We start from the raw sequence: 25,243 nt of genomic DNA on the forward strand, positions 1-25,243 counted from the left end.
GATGAAAAAATTTATATATCTAGCTCTCATTAGCGTTTTTCTAATCTCTTGTGGAAATGAAGATGCACCTGTAGAGTCCGTAAATGTAGCGCCTACAACGCCAACATTAGTTTCTCCGGTAAATAATAAATTGTGTACCAATAACGCAGTTAGCTTTCAATGGAATGCTGCTGTGGATTCTAATAATGATCCTGTAATCTATCAGATACAAGTATCGAAAGACAAAGATTTTTCGCATATTATAATGACAGCAGAGAGTTCGGCTACGTATCAAAATTTTACCTTAGAAAAAGCTACTGCTTACTATTGGAGAGTAAAATCAACAGATAATGAGGATTTATCAAGTACGTATTCTACGATATTTAGTTTTTATACATCGGGAGATGGTGTGATAAACTACTTACCTTTCTCTCCAGAACTTGTACTGCCAGAATTGAACTCTGTCTTGAGTACAACAACTGCAAAATTGCAATGGACTGCGAAGGATGTTGATACTAAAGATAAACTTGTTTTTGATGTGTATTTTGGGACAACCAATCCTCCAACAGAAAAAGTAGTTGTAAACCAAGAAGCCCCAACGCTTGATGTTAATGTTGTTGCTTCAAAAGAATACTATTGGAAAGTTGTTGTTAAAGATGATAAAGGAGGAGAAACGGTTGGTCAAACTTGGAGGTTTAGAACCAATTAAGATTCTTTTAATTAAAATTGTCATATTGAAAAAGAGCGTCCCGGATATCCGGGACGCTTTTTGTTTTTATTACAATAATTTTACTTTAATAAATACCCAGCATAAGATACAAAACTTCGGTTTTTACCTTATTTTTGTTTTATGATTTGTATTTTTTAATAATGTAGTTAGTGCCGAATTATTATTTTTTAACCTGTACTAATAGATTTATTTTGTCACTAGTATTCTCTAATCTAAATACCACATCTTCTTTGAAAACAAAAGCTACCTTTCTGTTATTTTTTATATTCTCAATAGCTTTTTCTCAAGAGCTTCCACCAATTATTAAGTACTCTTCAAGTTTGTATGGAGCAGGAAATCAAAATTGGATGATTTCACAAGACCAACACAATTATGTTTTCTTTGCTAATAATGAAGGTCTCTTAGAATACAATGGGTCTAATTGGGAATTGTATCCATCGCCAAACGAAACTATAGTGCGTTCCGTAAAAGTGATTGGGAATAAGGTGTACACGGGCAGTTATATGGAATTTGGTTTTTGGAACAGACAGGCCAATGGAAAGCTAAAATATACTTCACTTAGCAACACCATAAAAAAGAGTATTCTTGATGATGAACAGTTTTGGAACATATTAAACTATGATCAATGGGTGGTTTTTCAATCATTGAACAGGATTTATATTTATGATACAAAAACAGGAAATTTTAAAATAATTGCACCCAATAATAATATTACAAAATCTTTCAGGACTAAAAATTCGATATACTTTCAAACAATCAATGAAGGGCTTTTTGAAATAGAAAGTGGGAAAGCCCGATTGGTTTCTAATAATTCAATTTTAAAAAGTAATAGAATTGTCAATGTTTTTGCAATAGACGAAGGCCTTTTAATTCAGACACAACTCAACGGGTTTTATAAATTAATAGGGACAAATGTATCTAAATTTTCTACCGAAGCAGATTCGGAAATGACGGCGAATAGTGTTTATAGCAGTCAATTACTTTCAGACGGTAGTTATGCTATTGGTACGGTTTCTAATGGGATTTTTGTTTTGACCAAAGAAGGTAAAATGAAGTATCATATATCCCAAAATAAAGGATTGAGTAATAATACCGCTTTGTCCTTGTTTGAAGATGTAGATAAAAATCTTTGGGTGGGTTTAGATAACGGAATTAATTGTATTAATCTTCAGTCGCCTATTCAAAATTTTGTTGATGACACAGGGATTTTAGGAACGGTATATACCTCTAAATTGTTTAAGGGGAAATTATATATAGGAACCAACCAAGGATTATTTTATAAAGACTATCAAAGTCACGAAGAATTCAAATTTGTTAATGGCACTAAAGGCCAAGTCTGGTCTCTGTTTGAATATGATGGAACATTGTTTTGTGGCCATGATTCAGGAACATTTATTATTGAAAATGCTTCTGCAAACAATATATTTCCCAAATCAGGAACATGGAAATTTGAAACGGTTCCAAATCAAAAAGAACTTTTGCTTCAAGGAAATTACTATGGAATTTCAGTATTAGAAAAAGTTGATAATCAGTGGCGTTTTAGAAATAAAATAGCTGGATTTGATTATTCTGCAAGATATTTCGAAATAACCAATGCGCTTGAAGCGTACGTAAGTCACGAATACAAAGGGGTTTTTAGACTGCAGTTGGATAATAAATTGTTTAAAACCAAACCTTTTACTACCTATGAACAGCCAAAGAAAGGGAAAAATGCCAGCTTGACAAAATTTAATAATACGATTTACTATGCCTATAAAGAGGGAATTTTTAAATTAAATAATAAAACAAAACAATTTGAAAAAGATAAATTGTTGAGTTCTGTTTTTGAAAAAGACGAATATACGTCCGGTAAATTAATTGTAGATAGCTCCAATAAAATATGGTTGTTTTCTAAAAATTACATTCATTATTTCTCATTAAGTAAATTGAGTAATCAACTGAAACAAAATGTAATTCCTATTCCGGCTTCATTGACTAATTCAATGTTAGGCTATGAGAATATAGCGCAGATTTCAAATTCTGATTACCTTATCGGCACAACTGATGGGTATTATACGATGAGTATCAATGATTTGAGTTTTAAAAATTATAACGTTTCAATATCTAATATTGCCACTAATAAGTTGAATGAAAGCGTTAAAAACAGCTCTATTCAAGAATCTGGAAGATTCAAATATGATGAGAATAATATAACGTTCAATTATACTGTTCCAGAGTATAATAAGTATATCAATGCTGAATATCAGTATTTATTAGAAGGATTTCAGGATAATTGGAGTGAATGGAGTGCAAAAACCACTATGAATTTTAAAAATTTGCCTCCGGGGGATTATGTATTTAAAGTGAGAGCTAAATTTGCGAATTCTTTTCTTGAAAATACGGCGATTTATTCTTTTGCAATTCTAAAACCTTGGTACGAAACGAATTTGGCTATTTTTATTTATATAATTATGAGTCTTGTTTTGGCGCGATTTATCCATAAAACGTATAAAAATTATTATCAAAAACAAAAAGAAAAGTTAATTGAGGAAAATAATCTTTTATTGGAAATAAAAGAGCTGGAAAACGAACAAGAAATAATGCGTGTTAGAAACGAACAGCTTTCTCTGGATGTTGATACTAAAAATAGAGAATTGGCTGTTTCCACAATGAGTCTGAATAGTAAAAATGAATTGTTGGCTTTCATCAAGGAAGACTTGAAGAAAACTTCAGACGATGGAAACAGAAGCATTAAATCAGTCATATCTACAATTAATAAAAACATTACTGAGGATGATACTTGGAGTGTTTTTAAAGAAGCTTTTGATAATGCCGACAAAGACTTTTTGAAAAAAATAAAATTGGCCCATCCTTTATTAACCCCAAATGACTTGAGACTTTGTGCGTACCTGAGGCTGAATCTTTCTTCCAAAGAAGTAGCTCCTTTATTGAATATTTCGGTACGCAGCGTTGAAATAAAAAGATATCGTTTGCGTAAAAAAATGGAGTTGTCGCACGAACAAGGTCTTGTTGAGTACATTTTGGCTGTGTAGTTTATAACTCATTCTAGTGTAATAACTATACATCACCACAACATTAACGTTAATGTTGTTGCTTTTCGATAGTTTAAATAAAATAGAACATTCTTAATTTCGTACTAAATTCTGGTCTTTTTTAAGGAATTGAAAAATTAATGCATTTTTTTTTGCTTTGTATGTTTTTTGTTGAGGTTCCTTTTAATTTATTATTACTTCTTACTTCTAAATTTAGATTTCACAAAAAACATAAATATATGAAGTCTAACTATCTATTAATTATTTTTCTATTTCTCTCTACTTTAGGTTTTGCCCAAAGTTTTGATTTAGCAGGAATTGTAAAAGAAAAAGGTTCTGGTTTACCCATACCAGGAGTAAATGTTCAAATTAAAAATGCCACAAAAGGAACTGCCACAGATTTTGACGGTAAATTTTCCTTAAAGGGAATTCCGTCCGGCGCTACAGTTGTATTCTCTTATTTAGGATATAAAAATTTTGAATATAAAGTCATATCTAATAATATGACACTTAGTGTCTCTTTACAAGAAGATGCTAAAAGTTTAGAAGAAGTGGTTGTAATTGGTTACGGGACTCAGAAAAAACGACAAGTTACCGGAGCAGTTTCAGTGGTGGATAGTAAAACATTAGAAATTCTAAAACCAGTAAAAATTGAACAAGCATTGCAAGGAACTGTTTCTGGGGTCAATGTTACAACAACATCAGGTGCTCCCGGAGCAGCTTTGGATATACGTATTCGCGGAATTGCTACCAATGGACAAAATGGACCTACAACTATTATAGATGGTTATGTTGGTGAATTGGGTTTGTTAAATCCAAATGATGTGGAATCAATTACGGTTCTGAAAGATGCACAAGCTGCTATATATGGGACGATAGGTGCAAACGGAATCATTTTGGTGACAACCAAAACAGGTAAGAAGAATGCTAAAACTAAAATTTCTTTAAATACCTATACCGGATTTCAAGAAACTTCCAGAACGCTTCCGACATTGAATGCAACGGAATATGCATTGTTATTAAACGAAAGCTATGCTAATGGCGGAAAAGCACTTCCTTACCCTAATGTTAGCGGTTTAGGTAAAGGAACTAACTGGCAAAACGAAGTTTTTAATACCGGAGTACCAATAATAAGTCATGATTTATCCATCTCAGGAGGATCGGATAAAGTTACTTATGCGGTAAGTGGTTCTCACTTGGATCAAGAAGGAATTATCGGCGGAAGTAAATCTGGTTTTTTAAGGAATACGGCAAGAGTGTCTTTAGGCGCTGATTTATCAGAAAAATTGAAATTAAAAACCAATGTTATTTATACTTATTTCAATAGAAAGTCATTAAATGAGAATGGATTAGCTTCCGTACTTTTTAATGCACTTAATATCCCTTCAACTTTAAGTCCTTACAACAGCAATGGTGATTTTACTTTGGCACCTACAACTGGTTTAGGTATAGAAATTATAAATCCGTTAGCTCAGATTGCTAATACTTACAATGATTATAATTTCAAAAAACTAAATGGAAATTTTGGTTTAGATTATAAAATTTTCAAAGATTTTGTTTTATCCAGTTCTATGGGGTTTAACACATCTAACAGCAAATCAAGAAGTTTTGCGAAAGAAATTAATTATGGAGGAAAAGTTTTTGATGTAGCAAGAAGTTCTGTTTCTCAAAACGCAATAAACGACAATGATTATTCTTTTGATATTTATGGTACGTATACCAAAAAAGTAGGCGAAGGCCATAATTTTGCTGCAACCATCGGAAATACGATTTACAAACAATGGGGAAATGGTTTGTTCGCAACAGGATATGATGTTCCTAATAACTCATGGGATTTTGCCGATATTTCATTAACAACGGGAATTTTGAATGCTAAAACTAACGGCTCCTATAGTTATGATGAAAGAAGACTTTCTTATTTTGGTAGAGCGCAATACGATTATAAAGGGAAATATCTTTTATCCGCGATGATAAGACGTGATGCATCAACAAAATTTGGACCAGGAAATAAAATAGGTTATTTTCCTTCATTTACTGCAGGTTGGGTGATTTCTGATGAAGGATTTTATGGAGAATCTAATTTTATTAATTTCATGAAATTGAGAGGAAGTTACGGAACTTTAGGAAATGATCAAATACCAAATAATGGTTATATTTCTCAATTAACAGGAGAAGCGACTTATGTTTTTGACGGTGCTTTAGTTAATGGCTCCGCATCAGGACAAATCCCTAATCCCGATTTAAAATGGGAAGAGGCAAGAAAGTTCGATGTCGGTTTAGATTTGAAATTATTCAATGATAAGGTTTCAATTGTATCGGATTATTTTATTGATACCAGAGCTGATTTATTAATTCCAAATATACCGGTTTCAGGAATCATTGGGATCAGTGCTCCTGGTGCAAGTGCTCCAACTATCAATGCCGGAACTGTTAGAAATTCAGGACTTGAATTTTCTATTGATTACAAAAATAAATTCTCTGATAATTTTTCCATGAGTGTGGGGTACAATGTCACTTTCCTTAAAAATGAAGTGCTAGAAGTAAACAACGGAACAGGATTTATTGAAGGCGGTTCTTTTGGTGTGGGCCAACCAGCGCCTTCAAGAATGGAAGTAGGACAATCAATAGGTTATTTTTATGGATATAAAACAGACGGTATTTTTCAAAATCAAGAAGAAGTTGATGCACGCCCTTCGCAACTCGCTTTAGGAGCAAATGCCGCGCCTGGAGATATTCGTTATACAGATGTGAATGGAGATAATGTAATTGATGTTAAGGACAGAACAAATATTGGTGATCCAATCCCAAGCGCAACTATGGGTTTCAATTTGCAATTAAATTATAAAAACCTTGATTTTTCAGCCTACACTTTTGCATCTGTTGGAAATGACATGGTAAGAAATTATGAAAGAGATGTTACAGATGCAAACCATTTTAGATATGTTTTGGACAGATGGACTGGGGAGGGAACAAGTAATTCAGTTCCAAGAGTAACGACAAGTTCGACTGCTAATACTGTTTTTTCTGATTATTTTGTTGAAGATGCTTCTTATTTAAGAATCCAAAATATACAATTGGGATATTCATTGAATCCAAAATATGCTGAAAAAGCAGGATTGACTAAACTGAGATTATATGCTGGAGTAAATAACTTATACACCTTCACAAAATATAAAGGATATGATCCCGGAGCATCTAACGGAGCCCCAATCGGTGGCGGAATCGATTATGGTTTCTATCCTATTCCGAGAACCTACATGGTGGGTTTAAATATTAATTTTTAATTTATATTATAATGAAAAAGTATATACTTATAACTATAGCAACGATAGCCATTTTCTCGACAACGATCATTTCTTGTTCTGATGAATTTGTGAATCGTGACCCCGTTTATTCTGTCGGTTCTGAAAATTATTTTAATTCGAAAACTGATTATGATAATGCATTAATTGGAGCCTATGACTTACTGCAATCCACTTTTGTAAATGTTTTGATGGGAGAAATCGCATCCGATAATACACTCGCTGGGGGAGGTAACGCCACTGATGTTCCGGGTTATCAGCAAATTGACGATATGATTCATACGCCGGTAAACGCTCAACTTAAAAGTTTGTGGGATTATATGTTTGCTGGAGTTCAACGCTGCAATTATATCCTTGAATTTAAAGATAAAACGGATTTTGTAGGAAAGAATCAAGTGATTGCTGAAGCTCGTTTTTTGAGAGCTTACTATCATTTTGAATTGGTGAAATGGTTTGGAGGTATTCCTTTGAACGGAGATAAACGATTTAATGTTGGAGACGAAAAATCAATTCCACGTTCTTCAGTTAGTGATGTTTATGCATCAATCGAAGCAGATTTAATTTTTGCGAAAGATAATTTGTCGCCTACTGCTTCACAAAAAGGAAGAGCAACCAAAGGAGCTGCTTTGGCACTTCTAGGAAAAGTGTATTTGTATCAAAATAAATTTGTACTAGCAGCATCTACTTTTGAAAGTTTAATTTCAACATCTTCATATTCATTAGTGACGGATTATAATTCAATATTTGAAGATGCAGGAGAAAATGGACTAGAATCTCTTTTTGAAGTACAATATACTGATGTTGAGGGTGCCGGTTTTGGATGTTTCCAATGCAGTGAAGGTAATATTGCAGTAGGTTTCAATGGGCCAAGAGATTATACAGGTTCTTTGTTTACATCTGGCTTTAGTTTTAATGTTCCTACGCAAAAAATCGTGAATGCTTTTGAAGCTGGTGATAGAAGAAAAGCAGTGGCTATTTTAGATATTGAAGCTTGGGCAGCAAGTACTGGAGCTACTTTTAGCAAAGGTAATGAGCATACAGGATTTTATAATAGAAAGTATATCCCAAGAATAAGAAGCGCGAATGCTCAAGGTGATAGAAACTTAACAAATCCAAACAATTACAGAGCCATGCGTTATGCTGATGTTTTACTGATGGCTGCAGAAGCCTACAGTAGAGGAGGAATTGACGATAGTAAAGCAAAAGACTATCTGAATCAAGTACGCAGACGTGCTTTTGGAGATTTAAACCACGATATAACCGCTTCTGGGGCTGCTTTAACCGATTTTATTTTGGCTGAAAGAAGAATAGAATTAGTTGGTGAAGGTCATCGTTTCTTCGATTTAGTAAGAACGGGAAAAGCGGCTCAAGAAATTGAAGGATTTAAAGCTGGGAAAAATGAATTATTCCCTATTCCAATCGAAGAAATTCAATTTGCAAATGGAAATTGGGAACAAAACCCTGGATATTAAAAAAACAGTATTATGAAAAAATTAAAATTAATAATAAGTCTTTTTGTTTTGACATTCCTTTTAGGATGTTCTAATGATAGTGGTGATATCAATGTAGATGCAGTAGGTACTCCAACAAATATTTCGGCTTTGACAACAGTAACACAAGATAATTCAGGTAAAGTTACTTTTCTGCCACGCGGTGAAGGAATTACTCGATTCGAAATTTATTTTGGGGATTTAACTACAGCACCGGCTTATGTAAATCCGGGAGAAACTACGATACATAAATATGCTGAAGGAGTTTATCAGGCAAAAATAGTGGCAACCACTATAAACGGTAAAACAACTGAGGTGACTCAAGAGGTAGTAGTTTCTTTCAGATCTCCCGAAAATTTAGTTGTTTTAATTGAAAACGATTTAGTTACATCAAAAAAAGTGAATGTTACAGCTACTGCTGATTTTGCATTATTTTATGATGTGTATTTTGGAGAATCAGGTAAAACGGATCCCATAGCAGTCAATAATGGTGAAACGATATCTTATGTTTATAAAGATGCCGGGACATACACCATACGAATTGTAGCTAAAAGTGCAGCAATCAAAACAACTGAATATACTGTAAATTTTACAGTTACCAATGTTTTTAAACCAAGCACATCGGCACCTGAACCACCAAGTAGACAAGCCGCAGATGTGATTTCTATTTATTCATCAAAATATACGAATCTTGCCGGAACAGATTATTTCCCTGATTGGGGTCAAGGTGGTCAAGGAAGTAGCTGGGCTGAATTCAATTTGAATGGAGATAAAATGTTGCAATATATTAATTTAAGTTACCAGGGAATTGCTCTTGCTGATGGTACTTCTATTGATGTTTCTGGAATGCAGTTTCTTCATATGGATGTTTGGACCGCTGGTGTTGCAAAAATTGAAACTTCTTTAATTAGTAAAACAAATGGTGAAAAACCAGTTACTAAAGACCTTACAGCTAATCAATGGACGAGTATTGATATTCCAATTTCGGCATTTACAAGTCAAGGTTTGACAGTTGCAGATATCTTCCAATTAAAATTTGTTGGAACTCCTTGGGCAGCTGGAACAGTTTTTATTGATAATATTTATTTTTATAAAGAACCAGCTGAATCAATCAAATTGCCAGTTACTTTTGAATCTACCGTGGCAACGTATACTTGGGCCGGTTTTGGAGATGCTAATTTTGGGCCAATCCCTGCGGCAGTAATTACTAATCCTGATAAATCGGGATTGAATGTATCGAACAAAGTGCTTGAAATCAAAAAAACTTCAGGATCTCAAGTATGGGCTGGTGCCAGTATGAATTTAGATAGTGTTATTGATTTTTCAAAAGGTACAACTGTTACTATGAATGTATGGTCTCCTAAAGTAGGTGCTAAAATATTATTCAAAATAGAGAATTCTAAATCACCGAAAGATGGTAACGGGAATCCAACAGTTTTTGTCGAAATTGAAGCGGTGACAACAGTTGCTAACTCTTGGCAGTTATTAACCTTTAATCTTACCAGTTCTAATGTATTCAGTACAACCATTCCTTATGATAGAGTAATTGTTTTCCCTGATTTTGGAAATGCAGGTACTGGTGCTACTTATTATTTTGACAACATACAACAATCCAATTAAAATATTTTAAAATGAAAAAAATAATAACAAATATAGTAGCCATTTTTACCTTGCTCTTGTTGGTGAATTGTCAGGAGGATGACTTCTCCTTTGGTACAATAGATACACCATTGAATCTTAAAGTAACGGCTGAAATTATTGGTAAAACAGCCCTTGCTCCAAACGGAGACGGTTCTGGGAAAATAAAATTTACTACTGTCGCAGATAATGCTATTTCTTACAAATATGTTTTTAGCGATGGAACTTCAACAAATGCTCCTAGTGGAACTTTTTTGAAAACATTTACTAAGCCGGGCGTAAACACTTATACCGTAACTGTTCTGGCTTCAGGTAAAGCAGGCGTTACCTCTAATACGACTCTTGAAATCACCGTTTTTAGTAGTTTTAAAGATGAAGAGGCAGTCCAGTTTTTGACTGGAGGTTCTTCTAAAAAATGGTATTGGGCACAAACAGAAAAAGGACATTTAGGAGTTGGTCCAAATGTTCCGTGGTCTGATCCTGATTTTGGAACAAAAAATTATTATCCAGATTTTTATGCAGCAGCTGTTAACGAAAAATCAGCTACGTGCTTATATAATAGTGTTATGACTTTTTCATTGACAGGAGATCAATTGAAGTTTAATTTAGATAACCAAGGTCAGACATTTTATAATGGTGCTATTAAAGGTGGTGATGATGCCTGTTATGACTTAAACACTACCGGTGATAAAGTTGCTACTCTAAGTCCTTCAGAGTCTTTTGTAACAATGAATCCAGATCATCTGACCCAAACTAGAGGGACAATGATAAATATTGCTGATGGTGGTTTTATGGGCTATTTTGTGGGAGCAAGTTCTTATGAAATCTTATCGATTACTGAGAATCGTATGGTAGTAAGAGCAGTTATGCCTGGAAATACGTTTTTAGCATGGTATCATATATTTACGACAACCCCTCCAGGAGGAGCAACAACTCCAGCTGTAGATTATACTGTTTTGAAATGGTCTGACGAATTTAATGTTGACGGCGCGCCAGATCCTGCAAAATGGGCTTATGACCTTGGTGCTGGTGGTTGGGGAAATAGTGAGGCGCAAACGTATACTAATGCTGCAGAAAATGTAATTGTTCAGGGTGGGAATTTAAAAATAACTGCTAAAAAAGCAGGTTCAGGTTATACTTCTACAAGGTTGAAATCTGAAAATAAATTTGAATTTACGTATGGTAAAATCGAAGTTAGAGCAAAATTGCCTACCGGAGCAGGGACATGGCCGGCTATTTGGATGTTGGGTCAGGATTATGCAACAAATACATGGCCAGGTTGTGGAGAAATAGACATTATGGAGCAAAAAGGAAGTCACCCTAATGTTATTTATGGAACACTTCATTATCCTGGACGTTCAGGAGGCAGTGCAGATGGAAAGACCACAACAATTGCGAACTCTGAGACGGAGTTTCATGTGTACAAAGCCATTTGGAGTCCTGCTTCAGTTAATATTTATGTAGATGACAAATTGTTTCATACGGTATTAAATACTAGCTCTTTGCCTTTTAATAAAGATTTTTTCTTAATTTTAAATGTTGCAATGGGTGGAACTTTTGGAGGCGCTATTGACGCTGCCTTTACACAATCTTCTATGGAGATTGATTATGTGAGAGTATATCAATAGAAAGAATATAAAAATGTTTTAAATCTAAGAAGGCCGGTTCTTTACCCGGCCTTTATAATTTATTCAAAAAAAGGAGACAAATGAGAAATAATTCCATGTTGGCATCATTCGTTATAACTGCTCTAATAGTATCTGGTTGTAGCAATAAAATTTTAAAATCCCCAGTTTCGTTCTCTAAAGAAAATGCATTAGAAAGAAAAGTGGACTCTGTTCTTAAACTGATGACATTAGCCGAAAAAGTGGGGCAACTGAACCAATATAATGGGTTTTGGGAGATAACTGGGCCAACTCCAAAAGATGGTCAAGCAGCCAAAAAATACGATGATCTTAAAAAAGGATTGGTGGGTTCTATGCTCAACGTAAAAGGCGTTAAAGATGTGAAAGCATTGCAAAAAATTGCTGTTGAAGAAACACGATTAGGCATTCCTCTAATTTTTGGATTTGATGTTATTCATGGGTATAAAACGATTAGCCCAATTCCTTTGGCTGAATCTGCCAGTTGGGATATGGAAGCCATAAAAAAATCGGCTGCAATTGCTGCTGAAGAGGCTTCTGCAGTAGGACTAAATTGGACTTTCGCACCAATGGTTGACATTGCGCGAGATGCCCGGTGGGGGAGAGTTATGGAAGGGGCTGGTGAAGATCCGTATTTAGGAAGTAAAATTGCCGTAGCCCGTGTAAAAGGTTTTCAAGGTGATGATTTAGCCGCCACCAATACCATTTTGGCTTGCGCCAAACATTTCGCAGGTTATGCTTTTGCAGAATCAGGAAGAGATTACAATACGGTTGATGTAAGTGAAACTACGTTGCAGAATACTATTTTTCCTCCTTTTAAGGCAGCTGTTGATGCCGGCGTGAGAACTTTTATGAATTCTTTTAATGAATTGAACGGAATTCCTGCAACAGGGAATCCTTATTTGCAAAGGCAAATATTGAAAGGAGATTGGAAGTTTGATGGTTTTGTAGTCTCGGATTGGGGTTCTATCAACGAAATGATTGCGCATGGGTACGCTAAAGACAGTAAACAAGCAGCAGAAATAGCCATCAATGCGGGTTCTGATATGGATATGGAATCCAGTGCTTATGTGGAACATTTAGTTGCATTGGTAAATGAAGGCAAAGTGAAAGAAAGTCTGATTGATGATGCGGCAAAAAGAATTTTAAAGGTAAAATTTGAGCTCGGGTTATTTGATAATCCTTATAAATATTGTGACGAAAAGCGTGAAAAAGAAACTGTTGGAAAAGCTGAATTTCAACAAGGTGTTTTGGATATGGCTAAAAAATCAATTGTTCTGCTAAAAAATGAAAGGGAGTTGCTTCCTCTCAAAAAATCAGGACAAAAAATTGCCTTGATTGGTGCTTTGGCTAACGATAAAACGAGTCCGTTAGGGAGTTGGCGAATTGCGGCCGATGATAATTCGGCAGTTTCAGTTCTTGAAGGATTGCAAAATTATAAAGGGAACCAACTTACTTTCGCAAAAGGAGCCGATGTGGCAGCAGGAAGAACACAATTTATTTGGGAAACTAAAATCAATATGACTGACAAAAGTGGATTTGCAGAAGCAATTGCCGTTGCAAAACAATCAGACGTAGTTGTTATGGTTCTTGGAGAACATGGATTACAATCCGGAGAAGGAAGAAGTAGAACTGATTTAGGGTTGCCTGGAGTGCAACAGGAATTATTGGAAGAAATTTTCAAAGTGAATCCCAATATTGTTTTGGTTTTAAATAACGGACGTCCCTTGGCTATTCCATGGGCAGATGAACATATTCCAGCAATACTGGAAGCTTGGCAATTAGGGACCCAAAGTGGTAATGCCATTGCACAAGTTTTATATGGAGATTACAACCCAAGTGGAAAACTACCAATGACTTTTCCAAGAAATGTGGGACAGGTTCCTATTTATTATAATTATAAAAATACGGGAAGACCAATTATGAATGAACCGGAAAGTGTTTTTTGGTCTCATTATATTGACGAAAAAAATACCCCTTTGTATCCATTTGGATACGGATTAAGTTATTCTAAATTTGAATATTCTGATTTACAATTAAGTAACAGCACTTTTTCAAAAAACGGAGAAATTAAAGTTTCTATAAAAGTAAAAAATTCAGGAAAAGTTACAGGAAAAGAGGTAGTTCAATTGTATATTCGAGATTTGATAGGAAGTATAACCAGACCAGTTCAAGAACTTAAAGGTTTTGAAATGATCGAATTGCAACCTAATGAAACGAAAAAGATTACTTTTACTATCGATGAAAAAACAATTGAATACTTTACAGCTAAATTAAAATGGGAAGCAGAACCGGGAGATTTTAAAGTTTTTATTGGCGGAAGCTCCGCAAAGACTATTCAGGGGAATTTTCAATATTCTAACTAAATCAAAATGAAGAAAATATTTATACTGTTACTTATTGGACACTTTTGCTTGGCACAACAAACAAAAAGAAAACTAGTTTGGGAGGAGAATTTCAACGGAAAGACTTTAAATAAAGAAAACTGGAATATTGAATTGGGTGATGGTTGCCCTAATTGTGGTTGGGGAAATAATGAAAGACAGCTTTACACGGATGAAAATCATAAATTGGTAAACGGAAAGCTTATCATCACAGCCAAGAAAGAAGGGGAGAAATATACTTCGACACGTATTAATACAAAAAGTAAAAAAGAGTTTCAATACGGCCGTTTTGAAGCAAGAGCTAAATTACCCGTAGGTTATGGTATTTGGCCAGCTTTTTGGATGCTAGGTTCTAATATTAGTGAAGTTGGTTGGCCCAAAAGCGGTGAAATTGATATATTGGAATATATCGGCAGGGAACCTCATATGGTATTTACTACTTTGCATACGCAAGACAGCCATGGAAATACCATTAATACTAAGAAAACAAAATTTCCAAATATTGAAAAAGGTTTTCATATTTACACCGTGGATTGGTCAAAAGACAAAATGGAATTTTTTGTAGATGATATATTAGTATATACCTTTCAGCCAGAAATTAAAAACGAGAATACCTGGCCTTTTAATCAACCATTTTATTTTATTATTAATATGGCTATTGGAGGAAACTTTGGAGGGCCTAAAGTCGATGATACTATTTTTCCACAAGATTTTACTGTTGATTATATTAGAGTATATCAATAAATTATTGAAAGGTTAAAAAAAAAATACGTCTAGAAAAGTAATTCAAGTTATTTTTATATAATTAAATTTCTTGTTAAATAGTTTTATAGATGTATTTTTTAATTTTTTAAACATAATAGTTTTAAAAAAATATTTTTTCATCTTGTTATTGCGTATATTTATACCACCCGAACGTAAAATCTTAGCCTGAATTTTAACATTCTTTATTGTTTAGATGTTAATTTTTCTTAATTTTATTTGCTTGTTAAAATAAATATTTGCTAAATTTGAAAATTAAATAACTCCTAATTAATCATTAGCCTATATCATAAAACTACTTTTTAGAGAAAATCTCCAATTTAATTAAAAACTAAAAGGTATAACTATGGCTAATACACAACTTCCAGACGCATTATTGGTTCAGGATTATGTTGCAGGTAATGAAGATGCCTTAGCTTCATTAATCAAAAGACACGAATCAAAAATTTATGGTTTTATATATTCTAAAATCTCTGATAGAGATACATCGAATGATATTTTTCAAGATACCTTTATTAAGGTAATAAGAACCTTAAAATCAAATTCCTATAATGAAGAAGGAAAGTTCTTACCATGGGTAATGAGAATTTCTCATAATCTTATTGTTGATCATTATCGGAAAAATAAAAAAATGCCGATGTTTAGAGAAACGGAGGAATTTTCTATTTTTTCAATAATGTCTGATGATTCTCTTACAATTGAAAACAAAATAATATCGGAACAGGTCGAAATGGATTTGAAAAAACTTATCGAAGAACTTCCTATAGATCAAAAAGAAGTTTTGGTCATGAGAATGTATCAAGATATGAGTTTTAAAGAAATTTCTGAAACAACTGGAGTCAGTATCAATACTGCTTTAGGAAGAATGCGTTATGCATTAATGAATTTAAGAAAAGTTATAGATAAACATCAAATTGTTTTGACTAATTAATAATAAATCGAAACTTGCTGCGTTGTAATATAAAAACAAATTTATTACAATATGGCAAAAATTTACTCCAAAAAATCATTAGTCACTAAGAAGATGAAGCCCGAGAAAGAAATCGTTTCTTTTTTATTGAATTATTCAAAAGCGTTGAGCATAATAAAAATAGAAGATAAAAGTTTCGAAATTATAGCTAATTAAAAACAGTCAATTTAAGTATTGGATGGTATTGTATTGAAAAAAATCAAGGTTCTGTTTTTTAGGACTTGAATAACCAGATTCCACTAATTTTATTTTAAAATTAGTGGAATCTCCTATTTAGAGGAAGAGTTCTGTTTTTTGGAGTAGTCATCTAAAACTGTCTTCCTTCCAATTGTTTTGGTGATAATGTCTTTTTCTAAATCCCAACCTCGAGCTGGTGAATATTCCCGTCCATACCAAATGATTTGTAAATGCAGATCATTCCATAATTCCTCTGGGAAAATGCGTTTTGCATCCTTCTCCGTTTGAACCACATTTTTCCCATTAGTCAAATTCCACCGATACATTAATCGATGAATATGCGTATCAACGGGAAATGCAGGAACTCCAAAAGCCTGAGACATCACCACGCTTGCAGTTTTATGTCCCACAGCCGGTAATTCTTCTAAAAATTCAAAACTCTGCGGGACTTTTCCGCCGTGTTTATCAATTAAAATATGGGATAAACCATGAATACCTTTCGATTTCATTGGCGACAAGCCACAAGGTCGTATGATTTCCTTAATCTCTTCCACTGACATTTTAATCATATCATACGGATTATCCGCTTTGGCAAAAAGTAAAGGTGTAATTTGATTCACGCGAACATCCGTGCATTGTGCCGAAAGTAAAACCGCAATCAGTAAAGTATAAGGATCTTTATGGTCTAGCGGAATAGGAATCGTTGGGTACAATTCTTTTAACGTATTTATAACAAATGTTACACGTTCCTGTTTATTCATTTTTGTATTTTTATAAAGAGTAAAAATAGTATAATTTCTATTAGGTGCCTAATCCAGTTTTGCGTTGCAATCCCGAAACTTCGGGACTCATTTTTATAGCTTTTTTTCTAAGCAATTGCTTCAGCTTCCTCCGGTCGCTGAGTAATCACAAGAAAAAAATAGTTATAAAAATTCCGGGGTTTTCACTTCACCCTGGGGCATTTAGAATAGAAACAAGAAGTAAATTGCTAGAATTACACAAAAATAAAAAATTAAGAATTTAACAAACAAAAAATCTAAATAATGACAACATTAAAAAAAGGAGATAAAGCACCCAATTTTTCTGGTCTGGATCAAGACGGAAAAGCACATCAATTAGCCGATTATAAAGGGAAAAAATTGGTCGTTTTCTTTTATCCAAAAGCCGATACACCGGGATGCACCGCCGAAGCCTGTGATCTAAGAGACAATTTTGAACGTTTCAAAGCCAATAATTATGAGCTTCTGGGTGTAAGTGCCGATGCGCAAAAAGCCCAAGCTAAATTCAAAGAAAAATATGATTTCCCTTTTCCATTATTGGCAGATGAAGATAAATCTGTAATTCAAGCTTTTGGAGTTTGGGGTCCAAAGAAATTTATGGGAAAAGAATATGATGGGATTCACAGAACCACATTTGTAATCGATGAAAACGGAATTATTGATGAGGTAATTTCTGATGTAAAAACCAAAGCGCATGCTGCACAGATATTGAAGTAAGTGTTCAGTCTCAGATAACAGATTTTAGACACAATTATCAGAATTTGAAGATAAAGTAAAAGCCAAAAAAGGATAAATCATCTCTTTCTTGGCTTTTTTGTTTGATTAAAATATCGAATTCAATATTTCTGATAACTGCTATCTGAAATCTGAATACTATTCACTAATTACTTTCTTTCAACACTTTACTTGGGTCATACCCAAAAAGGTGATGTTCCTTGATTATTTCAGCAATACCGGAAGGAAGCATAGTTTCCCATCCTGGTTTTCCTTGGCTTATCATGTTAAGTACTTCACGAGAGAATACCTCCAGAATATTAGGGTCATAATCTACAATATCGACAACTTTACCATTGAATTTGAAGAATTTGTACAATTCTTTCATTCTAGGATGCACTTTCAAATTATCTGAAGTAATAATTTCACCGTTTTCGCCAATCATTGGATATAAAAAGACTTTCATATCACGGTAAAATAATTTTCCGAAAGCTTCCAGAATTCCACCACTTAAATGACGATAGTATTTTTCATCAAAAATATCAACCAAATTATTTACACCCATTGCTAATCCCATTCGGGCTTTGGTGTAATTGGCAAAATACTCGACCACTTTATAATATTCTTGGAAATTAGAGATCATCACCGTTTGTCCCAACGAACAAAGTAATTCGGCGCGATCCATAAAATCTCTTTCGTCTATTTCACCATCAGATCGTAAATTCGAAAGTGTAATTTCAAAAACAACAAGTGTATTATCAACTTCCACTTTATTCTCATTCAGAAACATTTTCAATGATTTCTCATACATGTCCATGTTTACTTTAGTAACCGGACGGAAACTACCTCTAAAAGCAAGAATGTTTTTTTTGTATAATATGGCTGCAGGAAGTATGTTTTTTCCATCTGGATTAAACATAACCGCATCGGTCATTCCATTTTTAACCAGCTGTAAACTCATCAAACGATTATCTACATCTGCAAAACGTGGTCCTGAGAAATTAATAGTGTCTATTTCTAGCTGATCTTTATCTAAATGGTCGTATAAATAACGCAACAAACGTTTAGGGTCATTGTATTTGTAGTATGCACCATAAATTAAATTTACGCCAAGAATACCAAGTGTTTCTTGTTGTAAGCGGACATCAGTTTCTTTAAAACGAATGTGAATAATAATTTCATTATAATCCTCATCCGGTTCAATTTGATAGCGAATACCAACCCAACCATGTCCTTTAAACTGTTTGGCAAAGTCTATTGTAGCAACTGTATTGGCATAGCTGAAAAACATTTTATTGGGATGTTTTTCTCGACTTAAACGTTCTTCGATTAATTGTCCTTCAAAGGTGAGCATTTTTTTAAGTCGGCTTTCCGTTACATAACGGCCGTCTTTTTCTATACCATATACGGCATCACTAAAATCTTTGTCATAGGCCGACATTGCTTTTGCAATAGTACCTGAAGAACCACCCGATCTAAAAAAATGTCTTACGGTTTCTTGTCCAGCACCAATTTCTGCGAAAGTTCCGTAAATATTTTCATTCAAATTGATACGAAGTGCCTTGTCTTTTATGGAAGGAATTTGCTCGATGACTTTGTCACCTTTTAATTTTATTTCAGTACCCATTTTGTTTTAAATATGGCTAATATGTTACAAAGTTAATTAAATAGGTTTCTAATGAAAGATAATTAACCCTATTTTTGTAAAAAAATCTAATTGAATTGAAGGTATATTTTTTAGGCACCGGTACATCACAAGGAATTCCCGTTATAGGGAGTAATCATCCAGTATGTAAAAGTACTGATTTTAAGGATAAAAGGCTACGGGTTTCAGTTTGGGTTTCTTGGGAAAATCATTCTTTCGTAATCGATTGCGGACCTGATTTTAGACAACAAATGCTTTTTTCAAATTGCCAAAAAGTAGACGGAATCTTATTTACCCATGAACATTCCGATCATACCGCTGGTTTGGATGATATTCGTCCGTTTAATTTTAAACAAGGTGAGATTCCAATTTATGCGCATCAAAGGGTAATTGATAATCTAAAAAAACGTTTCGATTATGTTTTTGAAACCATAAACAGATACCCAGGAGCACCTTGTGTAAAAACGATTGAAGTAATCAATAATCAGCCATTTTCTATTGGTGATAAAACTGCCATTCCTATAGATGTGATGCATGCGGGTCTCCAGGTTTTTGGTTATAGAATAGATGATTTTGCCTATTTGACGGATGTGAAAACAATTGAAGATGCTGAAATAGAAAAATTAAAAAATCTAAAGGTATTGGTGATAAATGCTTTGCGTGAAGAATCTCATTTTGCGCATTTCAATTTGCAGGAAGCATTAGATTTTATAACTTTGGTTCAGCCTAAAAAAGCCTATATTACTCACATCAGTCATATTCTTGGTTTTCATGAGGAAGTACAAAAAAGACTTCCGGAAAACGTTTTCCTTGCATATGATAATCTGGAAATTACAATTTAATCAGTCTTAAAATGAAAAAATCATTATTGCTTTACGCTTTTATTCTAGCTTTACTATTTAATGTTTACACTTATATGTTTTTGAGTAAGGAAGTAACTTTTGAACAGGATAGATATAAAAAGGTAACTACAAAGTTGAAAGACAGTTTGAATTCGGTTAAAAATAAATTAGTGGACGCCAACTATTTTTCTTTGGAAAAAAATGAAAATGCCCAAAATTATTTTGAATCTTCAAACTCAGGAAAGATCATTCAATATGAAAAATTAATTCCTTTTGTAACCGAGAAATTATTGGATTATAATTCAAATCCTAATGGAAATCCTTATGTAGGTCAGGATAAAATTGGGGCTAATAAATTCATCATTAATAAAGTTAAAATTCTAAACCATCGATGGATTATTGCTGATTTTAGTGATGGCGAAATTTGGGGAGAAGTATTATTGAAATACTTTGTCAACAATGATGATAGCATTACGTTTGAAGTAAATCAATCATTATTGTATCAAAAATAAAGTATATTTCAGTCGCAGTGAACTAAGCACTGCGACTGAAAACTGAATATTAATTTTCAAGAAGCCAATTCTTGAAATCATGAAAATTTTGTGGTGCTACGCCATGACCTACAGGATATTCTTTATAGGTGGATTTTATACCTAATTTATCCAAAAACGGTTTTGTTTTTCGAGCCCACTCTACAGGAATTACCTGATCTGCAGTTCCATGTGAATGGAATATTTTAAGTTTTGTAAAATCATTTCTCAGATAATTTTCTTCTAAAATTGGTTCGCTGACATAACCACTCAACGCAACTACTCTTTGAATTTTATCAGGATGCAATAATGCTATTGCATAGCTTAGTATAGAACCTTGACTGAAGCCAACCAAAGTAATGTTTTTAGAATCAATAGGATAAGTTTGAATTAATTCATCAATAAATTGAGCTATTAAATCCCTTGATACTTTGGCTTGCCCGTGATCTGAAAATTTGTTCTCATCTGCATCAAAGTTTATCGCATACCAAGCATAACTGCCGTATTGCATGTTATAAGGTGCCCGTGCTGAAATAATGTAATATTCTTCCGGAAGTTCGGTTGCAAAAGAAAATAAGTCTTCCTCATTGCTGCCATACCCGTGCAGTAAAAGTAAAAGGGGGTTTTTGTCTAATTTTATTTTGGGTTCTCGTATTTTATATTCTAAAGATAAATTCATTTTCTAGTATTCAGTTTTTAGTTTTAAGTCTCAAGATTTGGAATTTATTTATAAGTTCTGCTGCTTTTCTATAATCAAAATAAAATAAAAAAACAGGTTAGTTTTGTTAACCATATAAGTGATATAAGTTCATAGAAGCTAAACTTTAATGGACTTATATCTCTTATATGGTTTAAATTATATTTTATTTTTTCACAATTTTTAGTGAACTTTTTATGATATGTTTTTAAGCCATTTTTGGAAATAAGTTCCTAATAAAGGAACCGGTTTTGTTTCGCCTTTTATAGCACTGGTAATACCATAGGACCATAAAACAAATACAAAAATCCACATAGGGGCAGAAATCATTAAGCTGTCAAAATTGCTGATAATTAGTCCCAAGGATATAAAAGTTAAAGTGAGTCCCAATCCTTGGCGAATGTGAAAGGAAGCAAACGCATTTTTATTTTCGGCATTCATGGACATCGCTATAAATACGCCAATTCCTAAAATATAGCTTGTTATTGCGGCTGTCTTTCCTTCTTCAATATTATTATTCATATTATTATACTAGAATTAATTTTCCTTGATTCAAAATCCCGTGAACTTTACCCTTAATTTCTGTTCCCAGAAAAGCAGAGTTTTTTGATTTCGATAGAATTGATGATTTTGTAAAAATGCTTTTTGGTTCCGGGTTGAATAGGGTAATATTAGCTTTTGAACCTTCATTAATGGTTTGTACATCAATACCAAATGTCGATTTTCCCGCTGTCAATTTCTCTATCACTGTTTCTAATGGTAATACCGTCATTAAAGCACCAAAAGCACTTTCTAAACCGATTGTTCCATTTTTTGCAGTATCAAACTCCATTTTTTTATGCTCAATGTCAATTGGGTTATGGTCGGATGTGATCATATCAATCGTTCCGTCTTTTATTCCTTTCAACAACGCTTTTCTATCCGTTTCTGTTCTGAGCGGTGGTGAAACTTTATATCTGGTATCGAATCCTTCCAGTTTCTCATCGGTTAAAACCAAATGATGAACGGCAACACTACAAGTAACATTTAATCCATTGGCTTTCGCTTCTTTGATTAATTGAACTGATTTTTTTGTCGAAAGAGTTGGAATGTGTAATTTTCCTCCGGTGTATTCTAAGAGAAATAAATTTCGTGCGATTTGTAATTCTTCGGCAAGATTTGGAATTCCTTTTAAGCCTAATCGCGTAGAAATAACACCTTCATTAGCTGCTCCGTTTCCTTTTATATTTTCGTCTTGGGCAAATGCAATGACCAATCCATCAAAATCCTGAACGTATTGTAAGGCGATTTTTAGCAAATTGGCATTGTCCAGACTTTTATTGTAATCTCCAAAAGCAATTGCACCCGCTTTTTTCATATCATACAATTCGGCCATGTCTTTTCCTTCGCTTTGTTTTGTCAGCGCCCCTATAGGAAAAAGTTGTGTGGCGAATCCATGCGCTTTGTTTACCACAAAATTCACTTGGGATTGATTGTCAATAATAGGGAAGGAGTTAGGTTGTAATGCTATTGCGGTAAAACCGCTTTTGGCAGCTACAGCAAGTCCGTTTGATATCGTTTCTCTATCTTCAAAACCAGGTTCACCAAGCGAAACGCTGCTGTCAAACCAGCCTTGCGATACGTGCAAATTACCGAGTTTAACTTCGTCTGCCTTTTCTAAATTAGGAAGAGATCTTCCTATTTTTTTTATAAAACCATCAACAATTAAAATATCTACTGTCTTGTTATGAAAAGGACTTTTCGAATCGATAATTTTTGCTTCTCTGATGATTATATTCATATGTAGCTTTTTTATTGTTTTCTAAATGGACATATGTAATTTGCATAAACCGTCATCGTTGTTGTATCGAATTTTCGTTTTGCTCATTTCATAATGATTGTTTAATTATTTGAACATCGTCTTTATTTTACGAATCTTCTTATAATTGCTATTTCTGATATTAGAAATAACAGTGCAAAGATAACAAACCATTTCCAAATTTGATTATCGGTCCTGTCAGTTTGTAAAGTGTCAAAAAATGATGTTATGGATTCCGTTGTTTTATAGTCAGAGAGAATGTTTTCATTGGCTGTAGCCAAATTACTTTCGGTTCTATTGTAATTGAAACTGATGTTTTCTAACCACTCTTTTTTATTGTAAATGCTGTAATTTCCAGCTTGTTCCGGATAATCATTGAAAATTATTTTCACTTTATTATTCAGAATTTGTTGGATAGGAATAAATTGTTCCTCTGAACCTTTAACAGTTAAAATGTCGTCTTTGTTTAAAGAAGCGTCTGTTAAATGCGGATTATTATTTCCTATTATCAAAGCATTGATGCCATTGTTTTGATTGTTCATCGCCATTTTATAAAAAGTAGGCACAATCAATGGAGATTGTTGGAAATTTGAATTTATCGTGTTAATTGGTGCCGAGAAAACATAAACAGCAGCAACCGAATTTGCTAATGAAGTCAAGAAAATACTTTGGTCTTCATAGGATAGAGCGGCTGGACTTGAGCTGGATAAACCAAACGAATTTTTTGTTTTTGGATATTGAAAATTGGTAACTTTATTTTCGAAAACAGTTTTGAATATAGGATGATTAAAATTGATTTTAATAATCAGTTTTTCTTTATTATCTAAAGCGTTGAATTTTAGGTTTCCAAAATTCATCAAAAATGAATTCATGTTTGGAACCGAAGCCACTGCCGAAGGAATCACAATTAAATTCCCTCCTTTTTCCACAAAAGATTTTAAAGTGGTTTGGAGCGCTTGTGGAATTTCATCCAATTCATTTAAAATAATCGCATTTTGCTCTTCCAATTTATTGTAATCCAGTGAACCTAAAGTGTAATTATTGAAATTGAATTCTTCATTCGTATAAATTCGGGAAAGAAAGTTGCTTTTTTCTGGTTCACCAATGCTGATAACATTCGTTTTCTTCGTTTTTGAAATGCTAAAATATAAAGTGTTGTCATAACTTAAGCCATTGTCAACAATGGATACGTAACCATGAAAGACTTGTTTTGGAATCGTAAAATTGAGGCTTTTTTTCTTTGGTTCTAAAGCTACTATCGTCTTCGCAATAAGCTTATTGTTATTATATAAAGAAATAGGAATTGGATTAAAATCTTCGCCATAACCGGATAATTGGACACTTATTTCATAAAAATTATCGAGTGTTTTATTGATGAAAACGCTGTCGATGGAAACGTTGTTTTTTTGTTCTGCTTTCGGAATTATGAATTGGGGAGAGTCAGTTGCGTCACTGTTTTTTAATTGTTTTTCATCAAGTCCTACGGCATCCGTAATGATAACAATATCTTTTTTAAAAGCCGATTTATGCGCTTTTATTTTTGCCATTGTATTATCCAACTGAAAAGGCTTAGCACTATATTTAAGGTTTTGTAACGAACTTCGAACCGACTTTATATCTGTATTCCAATAATTTTCGGAATTGCTGAGCAAAGAAAAATTTACATTTTCAGGTGTTTCTTCCAGTAATTCCTGAATAGCTCGTTTTAACAATTCCCCTTTTTTGCCTTTGGCTTGCATACTAAAGGAATTATCCAAGATTATATACAATTCATTAGTGGCATTTTTACTGTCTTTTGAATCGAAAAAAGGCTGCGCAAATGCTAGAATAATACAAGTGAGTAATAATAAACGACAGGTGAGAAGCAGCCATTTCTTAATTTTGGAGCTTTTTCTGGTTTGTATCGAAAGTGCTTTTAAGAAACGAACGTTAGTGAAATGTTCTTTTTTGAAACGACGTAATTGAAATAAATGAACCAAAATAGGTACAATCAATACGAATAGAAAGTATAAAATTTCGGGATGTTTAAAATGCATTTTGATTTCAAGTTTACTTCACTGGATTTATTTTCAATGGAGTTCATTGAATTTAGTAGTCAAAAATACAAATTAGTTGACAGTTTTGTTTGAAG

At 33.5% G+C, this 25,243-nt stretch carries 19 protein-coding genes; 13 read left to right on the forward strand and 6 right to left on the reverse strand.

Features of this window, described 5'->3' with window-relative positions; genetic code table 11:
- Position 1 precedes the first annotated feature (1 nt).
- The 10 genes from ACNO7W_RS01870 (at position 2) to ACNO7W_RS01915 (ending at position 16,086) form a co-directional block, all read left to right on the forward strand.
- Complete coding sequence (locus ACNO7W_RS01870) at positions 2–688, forward strand: hypothetical protein (protein ID WP_417936784.1); 687 nt, start codon at positions 2–4, stop codon at positions 686–688.
- Between the two features lie 212 nt (positions 689–900).
- Positions 901–3,741 (forward strand): triple tyrosine motif-containing protein, encoded by a 2,841-nt coding sequence (locus ACNO7W_RS01875; protein WP_417936785.1) that lies wholly within the window; start codon positions 901–903, stop codon positions 3,739–3,741.
- 239 nt (positions 3,742–3,980) lie between these two features.
- Positions 3,981–7,025 carry a SusC/RagA family TonB-linked outer membrane protein gene (locus ACNO7W_RS01880; protein WP_417936786.1) on the forward strand — a complete coding sequence of 1,015 codons (3,045 nt, stop codon included), beginning with the start codon at positions 3,981–3,983 and terminating at the stop codon, positions 7,023–7,025.
- An 11-nt stretch (positions 7,026–7,036) separates the two neighbouring features.
- Complete coding sequence (locus ACNO7W_RS01885; RefSeq protein ID WP_417936787.1) at positions 7,037–8,515, forward strand: RagB/SusD family nutrient uptake outer membrane protein; 1,479 nt, start codon at positions 7,037–7,039, stop codon at positions 8,513–8,515.
- A 12-nt stretch (positions 8,516–8,527) separates the two neighbouring features.
- Positions 8,528–10,153 carry a hypothetical protein gene (locus tag ACNO7W_RS01890; RefSeq protein WP_417936788.1) on the forward strand — a complete coding sequence of 542 codons (1,626 nt, stop codon included), beginning with the start codon at positions 8,528–8,530 and terminating at the stop codon, positions 10,151–10,153.
- 11 nt (positions 10,154–10,164) lie between these two features.
- Positions 10,165–11,799 (forward strand): family 16 glycosylhydrolase, encoded by a 1,635-nt coding sequence (locus tag ACNO7W_RS01895; RefSeq protein ID WP_417936789.1) that lies wholly within the window; start codon positions 10,165–10,167, stop codon positions 11,797–11,799.
- An 80-nt stretch (positions 11,800–11,879) separates the two neighbouring features.
- Complete coding sequence (gene bglX, locus ACNO7W_RS01900) at positions 11,880–14,180, forward strand: beta-glucosidase BglX (RefSeq protein ID WP_417936790.1); 2,301 nt, start codon at positions 11,880–11,882, stop codon at positions 14,178–14,180.
- 6 nt (positions 14,181–14,186) lie between these two features.
- Positions 14,187–14,942: a family 16 glycosylhydrolase gene (locus ACNO7W_RS01905; RefSeq protein WP_417936791.1), complete on the forward strand. Its 756-nt coding sequence runs from the start codon at positions 14,187–14,189 to the stop codon at positions 14,940–14,942.
- Positions 14,943–15,306: 364 nt separating this feature from the next.
- A complete protein-coding gene (locus ACNO7W_RS01910) occupies positions 15,307–15,891 on the forward strand; it encodes an RNA polymerase sigma factor (protein WP_143386403.1) in 585 nt (194 codons plus the stop codon).
- A 51-nt stretch (positions 15,892–15,942) separates the two neighbouring features.
- Positions 15,943–16,086, forward strand: coding sequence for a hypothetical protein (locus tag ACNO7W_RS01915; RefSeq protein WP_185963105.1), 144 nt, complete (start codon positions 15,943–15,945; stop codon positions 16,084–16,086).
- Between the two features lie 113 nt (positions 16,087–16,199).
- Here the strand turns inward: ACNO7W_RS01915 and ACNO7W_RS01920 are convergent, their stop codons facing one another.
- Positions 16,200–16,868, reverse strand: a complete 669-nt coding sequence (locus ACNO7W_RS01920) for an endonuclease III domain-containing protein (protein ID WP_417936792.1) — start codon at positions 16,866–16,868, stop codon at positions 16,200–16,202.
- A 282-nt stretch (positions 16,869–17,150) separates the two neighbouring features.
- Between ACNO7W_RS01920 and bcp the strand changes: the two genes are divergently transcribed.
- Positions 17,151–17,603 carry a thioredoxin-dependent thiol peroxidase gene (bcp, locus tag ACNO7W_RS01925; protein ID WP_144064706.1) on the forward strand — a complete coding sequence of 151 codons (453 nt, stop codon included), beginning with the start codon at positions 17,151–17,153 and terminating at the stop codon, positions 17,601–17,603.
- 163 nt (positions 17,604–17,766) lie between these two features.
- Here bcp and ACNO7W_RS01930 read toward each other — a convergent pair whose 3' ends face one another.
- Positions 17,767–19,227 (reverse strand): TonB-dependent receptor, encoded by a 1,461-nt coding sequence (locus ACNO7W_RS01930; protein WP_143386406.1) that lies wholly within the window; start codon positions 19,225–19,227, stop codon positions 17,767–17,769.
- Positions 19,228–19,322: 95 nt separating this feature from the next.
- On the opposite strand from ACNO7W_RS01930, the gene ACNO7W_RS01935 reads away from it, so the two are divergent.
- Together ACNO7W_RS01935 and ACNO7W_RS01940 are read left to right on the forward strand one after the other, a co-directional pair.
- Positions 19,323–20,087 (forward strand): MBL fold metallo-hydrolase, encoded by a 765-nt coding sequence (locus ACNO7W_RS01935; RefSeq protein ID WP_143386407.1) that lies wholly within the window; start codon positions 19,323–19,325, stop codon positions 20,085–20,087.
- An 11-nt stretch (positions 20,088–20,098) separates the two neighbouring features.
- Positions 20,099–20,599 carry a hypothetical protein gene (locus ACNO7W_RS01940; RefSeq protein ID WP_417936793.1) on the forward strand — a complete coding sequence of 167 codons (501 nt, stop codon included), beginning with the start codon at positions 20,099–20,101 and terminating at the stop codon, positions 20,597–20,599.
- Between the two features lie 49 nt (positions 20,600–20,648).
- On the opposite strand, the gene ACNO7W_RS01945 is transcribed toward ACNO7W_RS01940, so the two are convergent.
- The 4 genes from ACNO7W_RS01945 to ACNO7W_RS01960 all read right to left on the reverse strand — a co-directional run bounded on the left by ACNO7W_RS01945 (position 20,649) and on the right by ACNO7W_RS01960 (position 25,148).
- On the reverse strand, positions 20,649–21,296 hold the full coding sequence (locus ACNO7W_RS01945; protein WP_417936794.1) for an alpha/beta hydrolase: 648 nt from the start codon (positions 21,294–21,296) through the stop codon (positions 20,649–20,651).
- 213 nt (positions 21,297–21,509) lie between these two features.
- On the reverse strand, positions 21,510–21,836 hold the full coding sequence (locus tag ACNO7W_RS01950; RefSeq protein ID WP_144064707.1) for a hypothetical protein: 327 nt from the start codon (positions 21,834–21,836) through the stop codon (positions 21,510–21,512).
- A 4-nt stretch (positions 21,837–21,840) separates the two neighbouring features.
- Positions 21,841–23,094, reverse strand: a complete 1,254-nt coding sequence (locus ACNO7W_RS01955) for a dihydroorotase (protein WP_417936795.1) — start codon at positions 23,092–23,094, stop codon at positions 21,841–21,843.
- Positions 23,095–23,216: 122 nt separating this feature from the next.
- Positions 23,217–25,148 (reverse strand): BatA domain-containing protein, encoded by a 1,932-nt coding sequence (locus tag ACNO7W_RS01960; protein WP_417936796.1) that lies wholly within the window; start codon positions 25,146–25,148, stop codon positions 23,217–23,219.
- Positions 25,149–25,243 lie beyond the last annotated feature (95 nt).

The sequence above is a fragment of the Flavobacterium sp. ZB4R12 genome (genome assembly GCF_048276375.1).
GTDB classification, from domain to species: domain Bacteria; phylum Bacteroidota; class Bacteroidia; order Flavobacteriales; family Flavobacteriaceae; genus Flavobacterium; species Flavobacterium gawalongense.

Excerpts from the sequence above, each read along its gene's own strand:
- bcp (WP_144064706.1), top strand. The coding sequence starts at position 17,151 with ATGACAACATTAAAAAAAGGAGATAAAGCACCCAATTTTTCTGGTCTG.
- ACNO7W_RS01945 (WP_417936794.1), bottom strand. The coding sequence starts at position 21,296 with ATGAATTTATCTTTAGAATATAAAATACGAGAACCCAAAATAAAATTA.
- ACNO7W_RS01915 (WP_185963105.1), top strand. The coding sequence starts at position 15,943 with ATGGCAAAAATTTACTCCAAAAAATCATTAGTCACTAAGAAGATGAAG.
- ACNO7W_RS01920 (WP_417936792.1), bottom strand. The coding sequence starts at position 16,868 with ATGAATAAACAGGAACGTGTAACATTTGTTATAAATACGTTAAAAGAA.
- bglX (WP_417936790.1), top strand. The coding sequence starts at position 11,880 with ATGAGAAATAATTCCATGTTGGCATCATTCGTTATAACTGCTCTAATA.
- ACNO7W_RS01960 (WP_417936796.1), bottom strand. The coding sequence starts at position 25,148 with ATGCATTTTAAACATCCCGAAATTTTATACTTTCTATTCGTATTGATT.
- ACNO7W_RS01940 (WP_417936793.1), top strand. The coding sequence starts at position 20,099 with ATGAAAAAATCATTATTGCTTTACGCTTTTATTCTAGCTTTACTATTT.
- ACNO7W_RS01930 (WP_143386406.1), bottom strand. The coding sequence starts at position 19,227 with ATGGGTACTGAAATAAAATTAAAAGGTGACAAAGTCATCGAGCAAATT.
- ACNO7W_RS01905 (WP_417936791.1), top strand. The coding sequence starts at position 14,187 with ATGAAGAAAATATTTATACTGTTACTTATTGGACACTTTTGCTTGGCA.
- ACNO7W_RS01870 (WP_417936784.1), top strand. The coding sequence starts at position 2 with ATGAAAAAATTTATATATCTAGCTCTCATTAGCGTTTTTCTAATCTCT.
- ACNO7W_RS01890 (WP_417936788.1), top strand. The coding sequence starts at position 8,528 with ATGAAAAAATTAAAATTAATAATAAGTCTTTTTGTTTTGACATTCCTT.
- ACNO7W_RS01895 (WP_417936789.1), top strand. The coding sequence starts at position 10,165 with ATGAAAAAAATAATAACAAATATAGTAGCCATTTTTACCTTGCTCTTG.
- ACNO7W_RS01955 (WP_417936795.1), bottom strand. The coding sequence starts at position 23,094 with ATGAATATAATCATCAGAGAAGCAAAAATTATCGATTCGAAAAGTCCT.
- ACNO7W_RS01880 (WP_417936786.1), top strand. The coding sequence starts at position 3,981 with ATGAAGTCTAACTATCTATTAATTATTTTTCTATTTCTCTCTACTTTA.
- ACNO7W_RS01910 (WP_143386403.1), top strand. The coding sequence starts at position 15,307 with ATGGCTAATACACAACTTCCAGACGCATTATTGGTTCAGGATTATGTT.
- ACNO7W_RS01885 (WP_417936787.1), top strand. The coding sequence starts at position 7,037 with ATGAAAAAGTATATACTTATAACTATAGCAACGATAGCCATTTTCTCG.
- ACNO7W_RS01950 (WP_144064707.1), bottom strand. The coding sequence starts at position 21,836 with ATGAATAATAATATTGAAGAAGGAAAGACAGCCGCAATAACAAGCTAT.